General features: G+C 59.5%; 11 protein-coding genes. 2 read left to right on the top strand and 9 right to left on the bottom strand.

Annotation, left to right across the window (positions count from 1 at the left end):
* Window positions 1–16 precede the first annotated feature (16 nt).
* The 5 genes from C1N60_RS03780 to C1N60_RS03760 are packed head-to-tail and all read right to left on the bottom strand — an operon-like array spanning window position 17 to window position 6052.
* Complete coding sequence (locus C1N60_RS03780) at window positions 17–796, bottom strand: heme ABC transporter ATP-binding protein (RefSeq protein ID WP_282996060.1); 780 nt, start codon at window positions 794–796, stop codon at window positions 17–19.
* Window positions 789–1790 carry a FecCD family ABC transporter permease gene (locus tag C1N60_RS03775; RefSeq protein WP_282996059.1) on the bottom strand — a complete coding sequence of 334 codons (1002 nt, stop codon included), beginning with the start codon at window positions 1788–1790 and terminating at the stop codon, window positions 789–791. The genes C1N60_RS03780 and C1N60_RS03775 overlap by 8 nt, the downstream gene beginning before the upstream one ends.
* Window positions 1783–2607 carry a heme/hemin ABC transporter substrate-binding protein gene (locus C1N60_RS03770; RefSeq protein ID WP_282996058.1) on the bottom strand — a complete coding sequence of 275 codons (825 nt, stop codon included), beginning with the start codon at window positions 2605–2607 and terminating at the stop codon, window positions 1783–1785. Before C1N60_RS03770 ends, C1N60_RS03775 begins: the two co-directional genes overlap by 8 nt.
* Window positions 2604–3635: a hemin-degrading factor gene (locus C1N60_RS03765; RefSeq protein WP_394521412.1), complete on the bottom strand. Its 1032-nt coding sequence runs from the start codon at window positions 3633–3635 to the stop codon at window positions 2604–2606. The genes C1N60_RS03770 and C1N60_RS03765 overlap by 4 nt, the downstream gene beginning before the upstream one ends.
* Window positions 3636–3685: 50 nt before the next feature.
* Window positions 3686–6052, bottom strand: a complete 2367-nt coding sequence (locus C1N60_RS03760; protein ID WP_394521411.1) for a TonB-dependent receptor domain-containing protein — start codon at window positions 6050–6052, stop codon at window positions 3686–3688.
* 342 nt (window positions 6053–6394) lie between these two features.
* On the opposite strand from C1N60_RS03760, the gene C1N60_RS03755 reads away from it, so the two are divergent.
* On the top strand, window positions 6395–6682 hold the full coding sequence (locus C1N60_RS03755) for a SelT/SelW/SelH family protein (protein ID WP_021506610.1): 288 nt from the start codon (window positions 6395–6397) through the stop codon (window positions 6680–6682).
* A gap of 5 nt (window positions 6683–6687) precedes the next feature.
* Here the strand turns inward: C1N60_RS03755 and C1N60_RS03750 are convergent, their stop codons facing one another.
* The 4 genes from C1N60_RS03750 to dnaK form a co-directional block, all read right to left on the bottom strand.
* Window positions 6688–7227: a PadR family transcriptional regulator gene (locus C1N60_RS03750; protein WP_021314062.1), complete on the bottom strand. Its 540-nt coding sequence runs from the start codon at window positions 7225–7227 to the stop codon at window positions 6688–6690.
* Between the two features lie 85 nt (window positions 7228–7312).
* A complete protein-coding gene (locus C1N60_RS03745; RefSeq protein ID WP_264250687.1) occupies window positions 7313–8086 on the bottom strand; it encodes a siderophore-interacting protein in 774 nt (257 codons plus the stop codon).
* Window positions 8087–8462: 376 nt separating this feature from the next.
* A complete protein-coding gene (dnaJ, locus tag C1N60_RS03740) occupies window positions 8463–9599 on the bottom strand; it encodes a molecular chaperone DnaJ (RefSeq protein ID WP_021508663.1) in 1137 nt (378 codons plus the stop codon).
* Window positions 9600–9702: 103 nt separating this feature from the next.
* Window positions 9703–11613 carry a molecular chaperone DnaK gene (dnaK, locus tag C1N60_RS03735; RefSeq protein ID WP_021508662.1) on the bottom strand — a complete coding sequence of 637 codons (1911 nt, stop codon included), beginning with the start codon at window positions 11611–11613 and terminating at the stop codon, window positions 9703–9705.
* A gap of 297 nt (window positions 11614–11910) precedes the next feature.
* Here dnaK and satP point away from each other — a divergent pair, with 297 nt between their 5' ends.
* Window positions 11911–12471: an acetate uptake transporter gene (gene satP, locus C1N60_RS03730; RefSeq protein WP_058757128.1), complete on the top strand. Its 561-nt coding sequence runs from the start codon at window positions 11911–11913 to the stop codon at window positions 12469–12471.
* The last annotated feature ends 10 nt before the right edge of the window (window positions 12472–12481 follow it).

The following is a 12481-nucleotide window of genomic DNA, read 5'->3' as shown; positions in this document are numbered from 1 at the left end:
CCCGGTGCAGGTGCAGTTATGGCCGCAACTGTATCTGCGGCCGATCCTGCGCTGGCGGCGTAACCACCTGCAGGTCGGCCCGATACCAGCGCGTCAGGATCGGTTCGGTCATTACCGCGTGCGGCGCGCCCTGCGCCACCAGCTGGCCGTGGTGTAACAACAACACCCGATCCGACCACAGTGAGGCCAGATTCAAATCGTGCAGCACCGCGCAGACGCTAAAACGGCCATTGCGCGTCAGCCGGTGCAGCAGGCGCAGAGTGGACTGCTGCCAGTAGAGATCGAGCGCGGAGGTGGGTTCATCCAGCAACAGCCAGCCGCGCGGGCCGTCGTCATGCCACAGTTGCGCCAGCACCCGGGCCAGCTGCACGCGCTGCTGCTCCCCGCCCGACAGCGAGCGATAGTCGCGCTGCGCCAGCGGCGCGCTGCCGGTTAACTGCATCACCTCCTGCACCACCGCCTGGCAGTTACCGGTCGGCCAGGGTGCGCGCCCCATCGCCACCACGTCGGCAGCCGGCAGCGGAAAGGTGACGCTGTTTTGCTGGCGCATCACTGCCCGGCGCTGCGCCAGCGGTTCGCGCGGCCAGGCCGTTAGTGGACGATCGCCCAGCCAGCATTCGCCGGCGTCCGCGTGCAGAAAGCCGGTCAGCAGCCGCAGCAGCGTCGACTTACCGGCACCGTTAGGGCCGATCAGGGCAACCATTTCGCCCGGCGGTAGCGTCAGGGAAATATCATCGATTAAGGTACGCGTTCCCCGGCAAAACCGCAGTCCGCGCGCCTGCAACTGCTCACTCATTCAGCCCCCTTTGCTGGCGCAGAATCTGCCACAGGAACCACGGCCCGCCCAGCAGACTGGTTAGCAGCCCGACCGGCATTTCGGCCGGAATCACCACGGTGCGCGCCAGCGTATCCGCCAGCAACAGCAGAATCGCTCCCGCCAGCGCCGCGCCCGGCAGCAGCCAGCGGTGGTCACTGCCGAGACAAAAACGCATCACGTGCGGCACCACCAGCCCGACAAAACCGATAATGCCGCTGACCGCCACCGCCGTGCCCACCAGCAGCGCACTCAGCACCAGCAGCTGGCGCTGCGTGCGTTTAACATCGACGCCCATATAGTGCGCGTCCTCTTCGCCCAGCTGCAGCAGATTGAGGCGACGCGCGCGCGTCTGTACCAGCAGCAGCGCCGGAACAATCAGCAGCGCACACACCAGCAGGCTCGGCCACTGGGCACCCGTCAGGCTGCCCATGCCCCACAGCGACAGCTGACGCAGCTGCTGGTCGTTGCTCAGCCACGACAGCACGCCAACTGCCGCGCCGCACAGCGCATTAATCGCAATGCCCACCAGCAACAGGCGTGGCAGCTGGCCCTGCGCCAGCCGGCTAAAGCTGAAGATCAGCAGCGTCACTACCAGGCTGCCGGCAAACGCTGCCAGCGAGGGCAGCCACAGCGTCAGCAGCGGCGGCAGGCTGACCGGCAACACCACTGAGAGCGCCACCGCCAGCCCGGCACCGCTGCTGATACCCAGCAGTCCGGGATCGGCCAGCGGATTACGAAACAGCCCCTGCATCACCGCGCCGGACACCGCCAGCGCCATGCCAGTCAGCACCGCCAGCAATACGCGCGGCAGGCGAATTGTGAGCCAGATTTGCCAGGCCAGATCGCTGAGCGGCGCCTGCCACAGCGTGCGCAGCGACAGCGGCATCGCGCCGAGGTTGGCCGCCAGCAGCATGCACGCCAGCATGCTGATACTCATTAACATCAGCCAGCGCATCATCAGGCGGTTAATCATGCTGCGCGGCTTCCGCCGCATGGCGCAGGCGCAAAATCGCGCCCGGCGTATCAAGGCCGAAACTCAGCAGCGCCATCTCATCAATTACCAGCAGCGCGTGATGCTGGCCGGCCGGCGTCAGCTGCAGGCCCGGCAGCGCCCACACCGCCTGTTCGCCACCCAGCGTGCGCAGCCCCTCTTCGCCGACCACCACCAAATCCGGTGCTGCCGCCACGACGCCCTCCTGTGACAGCTGCTGATAGTGCGGCACCGCGCCCATGGCATTGACCAGGCCGGCAGCGCGAATTGCGCCGTCAGCGCCGGTCTGCGCACCAGCCGCCTGGGTGCGTAAACCGCCGTGCGCCATGATAAACAGCACTTTCACCGGCAGCGGCTGCTGCGGTAGCTGCGCACGCTGTTTGTTGACCTTGTCGATCAACGCGCGGGCCGCCTGTTCACGCTGCAGCGCTTTGCCAATGGTGGCGATTTTGTCCGTGATGGCATCGAGGCGGTTATCCCCACTGACCTCCACCACCGTTACCCCGGCGTCCGCCACCTGCTGCAACACCAGCGACGGTTTAGCCAGCGCGCTGGCCAGTACCAGCGTCGGTTTCAGTGCCAGAATGCCTTCCGCGTTGAGCTGGCGCATATAGCCGACATCCGGCAGCCTGGTGGCCGCCGCCGGATGCTGGCTGGTGCTGTCGCGCGCCACCAGCTGCGCCTGCGCATCCAGCGCGTAGACGATCTGCGTTACATCGCCCCCGATAGTAATGATGCGCTGCGTCGCCCACGCCGGCAGCGTCAGCAGAGCAAGCAGTGTCAGGATCAGCGCTTTCATGCGGCGGCTCCTGTCGGCGTCAGCGCCATCACCTGCTCGCGCCAGCGTGCCTGTTCCGGCGTGCCCTCGCTGCGCTGGCCGTACAGCTGGGCAATCTGCGTGCCATCGGCAGCAAACAGCTCCAGACTGGTGACGAAGCCATCGCCGCCCGGCTTGCGCGTCACCCAGCTCTCGTGAATGCGATCCGCCATCAGATGCAGCGTGAACGTGGGGTTAAAAACGTTAATCCAGTTATCCAGCGGCACCACTTTCCCGATAGTGCCGGTAAAGATCTGGGTACAGCCGCGATTGCCGACGAAGATCATGATTTCATTGCCATCCTGCTGTACCTGGGGCAGCAGCGTTGCCAGCGCGGTGTTGCTCACCTGACGCGCTAAATCATCCGGCACCGCGTGAAATGCCTGCGGCCGCGAGAGATGGTGACGCTTCAGCAGGCCAAAGAACTGATGCACATCGGTCATGGCACGCCACTCCGCTTCGACAGTGCCGGCATCCACCCTGTCGCTGAACGGCGTGGCACTGACCGGCTGCGGCTGCAGCTGAGGCGCGTGCGCCAGCCGGAAGCGCTCAATTAACGCCTGCCACGCCGGCATCTCCGTTTGCGCGGTGGTGTAGATTTTCAGCACCGCATCAGCGTGACGATCGAAAATCTGTATGCTCTGGCGTTCGCCGTGCGCGGTCTGCTCGTGCAGGAAGAAAGCACTGTGCCACTGCGCGGGAAACAGACGCTGGTCGAGCGCACGCGGATTAAGCACCAGCCCGCCATGTTCGCCGAGATGCAGATTGCTGTAGGTTCCCAGCTGTTCGTGCACCGCCCAGGCATTGCGCGTAATACTTTTGGTCTCACCCACTGCCGCCAGCGCCGTCAGCAGCGCCGGAAAATCGGCGCGCAGCGGCTGCGCGTCGTGGCCCACGCGCGCTTCGCATAGCTGTGCTTCCCCTATGCCCATCAGCGCGGCTAAATCACGCGCGTACATTTTTGGCTGCTGGCCTTTCAGCGCCAGATAGTGTTGATAGCGTTGATGCATTGCGCTTGCTCCCGTGAAAATGCCCTGCGCCACCGCATGGCGAAAAGTGATTAGAAGTCGACGTTCACGCCCAGTTGCCAGGTGCGTCCCGGCATCACGGCCAGATTGATGTCGTTGCGCTCCTGCGCGCTGGCGCTGGTCAGCGTGCGGCTGCTGAGGTAATCCCAGTATTTACGATCGGTAATGTTGTAGACACCGCCGCTCAGCCTGACGTTTTTCGTCAGCTGCCAGTACGCGGTGGCATCGATCAGGCCGTAGCCCGGCACGCGCATGTATTCGCTGCTGGCGTCGCTGATGGCCGCCCCGCTGTTGCTGTAGCTCTCACGGTTGGTGGCGCTGGCCTGTTTGCCTTTGACGAAGGTGGCGGTGAGCGCCGCGCCGTAACCGCGCGCTTTGTCGTCCCACGCGACGCCGACAATCGCTTTTAGCGGCGCGACACTGTCGAGATCGATGTATTTGTCGCCCAGATAGCGGGATTTCGCTTTCCCCTCGCTGTAGCCGAGCGCGAACGTGCTGCTCAGGCCATCCACGGTCGGGAACCAGCTGCCGTAGTTGACGCGGGTGCTGATCTCCGCCCCATAAATGTAGGCTTTGTCGCGGTTCTCAGCCTGATAGCTGGTGTAGATGTTGGCCGGAACATTGACGAACATCGCCGGGTTGGTGGCGCGACGATAGCGGGTATAGGCAATAAAGTTTTTGTAGGTGTTGTAGAACACCGAGGTATTGAGGGTGATGCCGTCGGTCGGCTGTCCTTTCAGACCCCACTCAAAATTGTTGCTGGTCTCGGTTTTCAGATCGGCATTACCAATCAGCGCATACTGCGCGCTGCCGGCGTAGCTTGAACCAAGGTTCCACGAGCCGTACAGCTGGCTGGTGGTCGGGAACTCCACGCCGCGCTTATATTGCAGCCAGGTGGTGAGCGCCGGGTTGATATCGTACTGGAAGGTCAGTGACGGCAGCACTTCGGTGTCTGAATTGGTCTTGCCGTACAGTTTTTCCACCTGCTCTTCGGTCAGCACCGTGCTGCCGTTGGTCAGATCGCCGAGGTTCTTCGGTTTGGTGCTTTGATGAATAACGCGCACGCCGGGAATCACCGCGAAATTGTGGCTATCGAGATCGAAATTGATTTTATCCTGCAGATAACCGGCCACGGTCCAGGAACGGCTGTCCGACTGTGGCTGGGTGATGGTGCCGAAGGTGCCCGGGTTCGGCTCCTGGCGGAACGGACGCTCGCTGTTCTCCACACGCGCGTTGACGCCGCCGCTCAGCTCGTGGCGGCCGAGGGTTTTGCTGGCGCGCGTGTCAAACCCTAAGGTATCGACGTTGTAGTCAGAGTAGACGAAGCCGTACTGACTGGCGCTGGTCGGTAACCAGGTGGTGTCGTGCGCCTCGGTTTGCTGCCAGTAAATCCGCGTGGTCAGCGTATCGATCATCTCGTTGTACGGCGTCCACTCGTCGGCAAGGTTAATGCCCCAGCGGCGCGAATCGCTCTGCTGTTGCGCAGTGCCCCAAATAGTGTTGCCGCTGCTGCTGTCCCAGGTATCGTAGTGGGTGTGATTGGTTTTGTGGTAGTAGTCGAAGGTGGCGCTCAGCTTGTGCTGATCGTTTGGCTGCCAGATGCCCGACGTCATAAAGGCATCCGAGTGCCAGTTGGCCGGGTAGGCGTCTTTTACGCCGCTGTTGTTGCGCGTCTGCTGGCCGTCGCGGCGGCTGTAAACAAACAGGCCGCGCAGTTCATCATCCCCTGCCGCCGCGGTGATGCCGTTGTGCCAGCTGCGATCTGCCGAACTGTAGTCGCTCTGATAACCGAAATAGTGGGTTTTATCGCTGCTGAGGTAGTCGTCCGGCGACTTGTTATGAAACGATACGTTACCGCCGATGGCGGTGTTAGGTTGTTCCACCGATGTAGCGCCCTTCTCAATTTCGACGCTGCCAAACATATACGGGTCGATATAGTCGCGACCGATACCGAAGGTATTGTTACCGGCGCGACTGACGTACGGACGACCGGTGGCGTCCGGCACCGGAATGCCATCAATATCCAGACCGACACGGTTACTTTCCAGCCCGCGAATGTTGTAGCCGGTATAGCCTGCACGGTCAAAGCCGCTTTTACCGGCTGACGAACCGCCCGCCGCGCCAGTGGCGCTGACCAGCGGCTCATAACGCATGATCGAACCGAAGTCATTGGCGCCGCGTTTTTGCAGATCGCTGGCGGTGAGCGTGGTTTTGCTGCCGGCCTGCTGCTTAGGTGCGGTAACGGTCATTACCGGTTCATTGCTGCTGTTGTTCTCTGCGGAACGCGCCAGCGTACTGCTGTCGCTGGCGGCATAGCTGCAGGCTGCGTGAATGGCTGAAGCAAGGACAGCGACGTTAAACAGACGCTGCCGGAAATTTCCCTGAAGGTTGAAAGACATGCGCGAAATACCTGGTTAATTGTTAGTATTCGCTCACTTATTTGCTGCCAGAAAACCACGGCTTTATGCTAAAAACCGTGAAACAGCGCGTCACGCTGGCCAGTTAATGTTATCGATCCCGGCACCTGTGGCACAGTGTCGTGCGCGCTTCAGTGCACAGCTGCCCTGCGTCACTGGCCGCAGCGCCGCAGGGATGCCTGTGGGATTTATAGAGAGTCAAATGATGGCGAAAACAATTTAATGCAATTGGTAATCATTATCAATATCATTTGCATCAGGATGTATCTTTGTGCGCACAATTTGTTAACCTGTGTTTAATCAGGCACTAACAGGAGGGATAAGATGGCAGATAAACCGGCAGTAACCATTCACTACTGTACTCAATGTAACTGGCTGCTGCGTTCGGCGTGGATGGCGCAGGAGCTGCTGCATACCTTTGCCGGCGATCTCAGCGCGGTCACGCTCCAGCCCGGCAGCGGCGGCGTGTTCGAGATCAGCATTGATGGTCAGGTAATTTGGGAACGCAAACAGGAAGGCGGCTTTCCCGATGCGGCAGCACTGAAGCAGCGGGTGCGCGATGTCTGCTGGCCGGATCGCGAACTGGGGCACGTGGACAAGAAGAAACCGTAACGCGCTTAGCTGTTGGCGATCTTCTCTGCCGCGTCCTGCAGCGCCGCCACGACAATTTCCACCGTGGCCGGTGAAATCTGCTCCTGCGACAGCCGGTGATTGAGCGTATAGCGAAGCGTATGGATCGCCTGCTCTACCTGCGGAATGCTGCGGTTGTTGACCAGGATCGCCAGCGAAGTGAGCCGCCCGATAATCACCGCCACGTTTTCGCCATTTTCCGCCAGCAGCGCGCGGCCCGCATCGTTGAGCGCGTAGGCTTTGCGCGTGGCCTGGGCATCCACCACGCGAATGGCGTCCATCTCTTCCAGCAGCGTCAGGTTGGGATAAATAATGCCGGGGCTGGGGGAATATTCGCCTTTCGACAACTCTTCCACCGATTTGATCAGCTCATAACCGTGCGCCGCGCCGCTGGCCAGAAAGTGCAGCATCAGCAGGCGAATATCACTGGCATCCAGCATCCTTTCGCGCCGCTTTCTGCGTGCGCCGGCACAGCTGGCACGCTGTGCCGCATCGGCGTGCTCTGGAACATCCCGCTGCTGTTTCATCGCCTTCCCGGGGTCAGTTGAGGGAGGTTGATAGTAGTCTGGTGCCTGGTAAAATTCAACACAGGCGGCAGCGGGCGGGCGCCGGTTATTTTTGATGCCAGTAAGCGACGGCGCGCACCAGGTCGCTGTGCGCCGCGCGCTGCTGAGTAAAGTAATCGCTCAGCTGTTTCACCGCCGCGCCTTCGCCGGTCAGCCAGATAAAGTAGTCATCAGCAGGCAGCACAATCGGGTCCAGCAGCGGCGTCAGCGCCTCAGCCTGCATGTTGCCGCTGCCAAGCCAGCTCACCGTGACGTCCGGCAGGTCGCCAAGATACGCGCGGCCGACTGGCTCATCAACACAGGCCAGCAGATGAATCTGTTGTGCCTGCATTTCCTGATAGCGGCGCTTAAATGCCGGCAGACCGGTCTCATCACAGACATAAATCTGACAGGCATAATCCACCGGCACGACGCATGAGCCGCGCGGGCCGCCCATCGCAATGCGATCGCCCGGCTGAGCGGCACTCGCCCAGCTGCTGGCGACGCCGCCGTCGTGGATGTAAAAATCCAGCGTCAGCGAATCGCTGCCATTAAAAGCCAGCGGCGTATAGTCGCGCGCCGCCGGACGTACGCCGTCAGGCCAGACGATGCCTTCGTCGGTCATGTGTGGCAGCGCCAGCGCACCGCCCGGCGTATCCGGGAAAAACACTTTGATGTGGTCGTCAAAAGAGGGCGAGTGGAACCCCGCCAGATCGCTGCCGCTAAAGACGATGCGCCAGAAGGCATCGGCCACCCGCGTTTTGCTGGCGACGGTGATGTGACGGAAGCGTAATTCATTGCGCACGCGTTGTGGAGCGCGGTGGTGAGTCGGGTTTGGCAACGTTTCTCTCCCTGCAGCGACGGTCCCGCGCTACTGCGCTGCCGCACACCGCTAATGGTGCATGTTATCGAAAATCATTCTCATTAAACGCCTTGCAAGATACCTATGATATATTTTCGACGCAATGCCGAAAAATGCTATTGGCGAAAACGGAGCCGGTTTTTGCAAGGTGAGGAAGCGTTTTTTAGTGGAGATTTTCACGGCTTGAGGTCGCCATAAATGGCGACCCTACAGCGTGTCAGCGTATTTTTGAAAGGTAACGGCTGTCGGGGATGTGAATGACGAAAAACAATACCGTTGAATATCTGCATGGCAGAACTGCGCATAAAAAAAAGCGGAGAGTCGCCTCTCCGCTTGTTACTGTCTGCGCACCCGATTAGCGGGTCAGATCGTCAAAGAACTTCTTTACGCCGTCGAAGAAGCTTTTCGAACGCGGGCTGTTTTTCTCGCCGGTGGGTCCGCCGAAGCTCTCTTCCAGCTCGCGCAGCAGCGCTTTTTGCTTGTCGTTGAGGCTGACCGGGGTTTCCACCACCACGCGACACAGCAGATCGCCGACAGCACCGCCGCGCACCGACTTCACGCCTTTGCCGCGCATGCGGAACAGTTTGCCGGTCTGAGTTTCTGCCGGCACTTTCAGCTTCACGCGACCGTCGAGCGTCGGCACTTCAATCTCGCCGCCCAGCGCTGCCATGGCAAAGTTGATCGGCACTTCGCAGTACAGGTTGTTATCTTCACGCTCGAAGATCGGGTGTTTCTTCACCGAAACCTGCACATACAGATCGCCAGCCGGTGCGCCATGCTCACCCGCTTCACCTTCTCCGCTAAGGCGGATACGGTCGCCGGTATCGACGCCCGCCGGGATTTTCACCGACAGCGTTTTCTGGCGCTCAACGCGGCCGTGGCCGTGACAGGCGTTGCACGGATCTTTAATCACCGAGCCGCGACCATGACAGGTTGGACAGGCTTGCTGCACGGTAAAGAAGCCCTGACGCATCTGTACCTGGCCCGCACCGTGACAGGTCGGGCAGGTCTGCGGCTGGGTGCCCGCTTTGGCGCCGCTGCCGTGGCAGACATCACACTCTTCCAGCGTTGGAATGCGGATCTCTTTGGTCACGCCGCGTACCGCTTCTTCCAGCGTCAGTTCCATGTTGTAGCGTAAATCGGCGCCGCGTGAGGCGCGCTGACGGCGACCACCACCAAAGATATCGCCGAACACGTCGCCAAAGATATCGCTGAAGTCGGCACCGCCGCCACCAAAGCCGCCGCCGAAGCCGCCACCACCGCCCTGCTCAAACGCCGCATGACCGTACTGATCGTAAGCTGCACGCTTCTGCGCATCGGTGAGGATCTCGTAGGCTTCCTTGACCTCTTTGAATTTCGTCTCGGCCTCTTTATCGCCCGGATTACGGTCCGGGTGATACTTCATCGCCAGGCGCTTATAGGCCTTTTTGATTTCGCGCTCATCGGCGGATTTTGAGACGCCTAAGATCTCGTAAAAATCACTCTTAGCCATTTTTCTCTGCCCTTAACATGATCGCACGGGCGTGGAGAGATCTCCGACGCCCGTGCTGGTTTCAACGGCTGTCAGGCCAGCCGTCGCGCCCGGTCAGGGGCAATTATTTTTTATCTTTCACTTCTTCGAATTCAGCGTCGACAACGTCGTCATCTTTCTTCGCCGAAGCGTCGCCGGCATCCGCTGCGCCGGCCTGAGCCTGTTGCTGCGCCAGTTCCATCAGCTTGCTGGACACTTCCATCAGCGCCTGCATTTTGGCTTCGATTTCTGCTTTATCTTCGCCTTTCAGCGCGGTGTTCAGCTCGTTCAGGGCAGACTCGATCGGTGCTTTGTCTTCCGCTGACAGTTTGTCACCGGCTTCGTCCAGCTGCTTGCGCGTGCTGTGCGCAATCTGGTCGCCCTGGTTACGCGTCTGCACCAGTTCTTCGAATTTACGGTCTGACTCGGCGTTAGCTTCCGCGTCACGAACCATTTTTTCGATCTCTTCCTCGTTCAGGCCAGAAGAAGCTTTGATGGTGATCTTCTGCTCTTTACCGCTGTTTTTGTCCTTCGCAGACACGTGCAGAATACCGTCAGCATCGATGTCGAAGGTCACTTCGATCTGTGGCATACCGCGCGGCGCAGGCTGAATACCGTCGAGGTTAAACTGGCCCAGCGATTTGTTATCCGCCGAACGCTTACGCTCACCCTGCAGCACGTGAATGGTCACGGCAGACTGGTTGTCTTCAGCAGTCGAGAACACCTGGCTGTGCTTGGTTGGGATCGTGGTGTTCTTGCTGATCAGCGACGTCATCACGCCACCCATGGTTTCGATACCCAGCGACAGCGGGGTCACGTCCAGCAGCAGAACGTCTTTTACTTCACCGGCCAGCACGCCGCCCTGTACCGCAGCACCCACAGCGACTGCTTCGTCCGGGTTCACGTCTTTACGTGGCTCTTTACCGAAGAACTCCGCCACTTTCGCCTGCACCATTGGCATACGCGTCTGACCACCAACCAGGATCACGTCGTTGATGTCAGAAACCGACAGACCAGCGTCATTCAGCGCCACTTTCAGCGGCTCAATCGAACGGGTAACCAGATCTTCCACCAGTGATTCCAGCTTCGCGCGGGTCACTTTAATGTTCAGGTGCTTAGGACCAGTCGCATCCGCCGTGATGTACGGCAGGTTAACGTCGGTCTGCTGCGCAGAAGAGAGCTCGATTTTCGCTTTCTCTGCCGCTTCTTTCAGGCGCTGCATCGCCAGCGGATCGTTGTGCAGATCGATGCCCTGATCTTTCTTGAATTCGGCAACCAGGTAGTTGATCAGACGGCTGTCGAAGTCTTCACCACCCAGGTGGGTATCACCGTTGGTCGCCAGTACTTCAAAGGTTTTCTCGCCGTCGACTTCGTCGATCTCAATGATAGAGATATCGAAGGTACCGCCACCCAGGTCATATACCGCGATGGTGCGGTTGCCCTGACCTTTATCCAGGCCGTAAGCCAGTGCCGCTGCGGTCGGTTCGTTGATGATACGTTTTACGTCCAGACCCGCGATACGGCCGGCGTCTTTGGTCGCCTGACGCTGCGCATCGTTGAAGTAGGCTGGTACGGTGATAACTGCTTCGGTCACCGGTTCACCGAGGAAATCTTCCGCGGTTTTCTTCATTTTTTTCAGCACTTCTGCAGAGATCTGCGGCGGTGCCATTTTCTGGCCTTTCACATCCAGCCATGCGTCACCGTTGTCAGAACCGATGATTTTGTACGGCATGATTTTGATATCACGCTGCACTTCTTCGTCCTGGAAACGACGACCGATCAGGCGCTTGATTGCAAACAGGGTGTTCTGCGGGTTGGTCACCGCCTGACGTTTAGCCGGTTGACCGACCAGAGTTTCGCCATCCCCGGTATATGCAATGATTGACGGTGTGGTGCGATCGCCTTCGGCGTTTTCAAGCACGCGTGCTTTGCCACCGTCCATAATCGCCACACATGAGTTGGTTGTACCCAGGTCAATACCAATAATCTTACCCATCTAAACGTCTCCCACTTAAATTCTTTGCCAAATTGGGTTGTGAAGCAGAGATGCGGTCACGCTGACCACTTTCAACTGCTGCGGCAGATTTTTTTGCTGCCTCACAATGCTTGATGACAACTAAATGGGGCCGCTTCGAAGCGCATCAAGGGTTAAAACTAAAAAAAATTTAGATTCTCTTACCGCGTGAGATCAAAGTGCGGCAAAAGCCACCTGATTATGATGCAGCGCCCCGCGCCCCACCGCTGTTGGCGCGGGCGTTAAACCAATAAACAATAACGCTGCTGCTGAGGAATTATGGGCAACACCACGCTGGCGAATCCCGCCCCACTGGGCCTGATGGGTTTTGGTATGACCACCATCCTGCTCAACTTACACAACACCGGTCTGTTTGAAATGGATGTAATTATCCTGGCGATGGGCCTCTTTTATGGCGGCATCGCGCAAATCCTTGCCGGGCTGCTGGAGTATAAAAAAGGCAACACCTTCGGCCTGACCGCCTTTACTTCCTACGGCAGTTTCTGGCTGACGCTGGTGGCGATTCTGCTGCTGCCAAAAATGGGACTGGCTGCCGCCGCCGATGGCCATTTCCTCGGCGCTTATCTGGCACTGTGGGGCCTCTTCACGCTGTTTCTGTTCTTTGGCACGCTGCGGGCCGCAAAAGTGCTGCAGTTTGTGTTTGCCAGCCTGACGCTGCTGTTTGCGCTGCTGGCTATCGGCCATCTGCTGGATCACGCGGCGCTGCTGCGCATCGCCGGCTGGGTGGGCATCGTCTGTGGTGCCAGCGCCTTTTATCTGGCGATGGGCGAAGTGCTGAACGAGAAGTTTGAGCGCAGCGTGTTGCCGATTGGCGAGTAATCAACGGCGC

It is taken from the genome of Pantoea sp. SGAir0184, from assembly GCF_043544755.1.
Note: the sequence above shows the minus strand (reverse complement) of the source record. Positions and strands in the feature narration are given on the sequence as shown.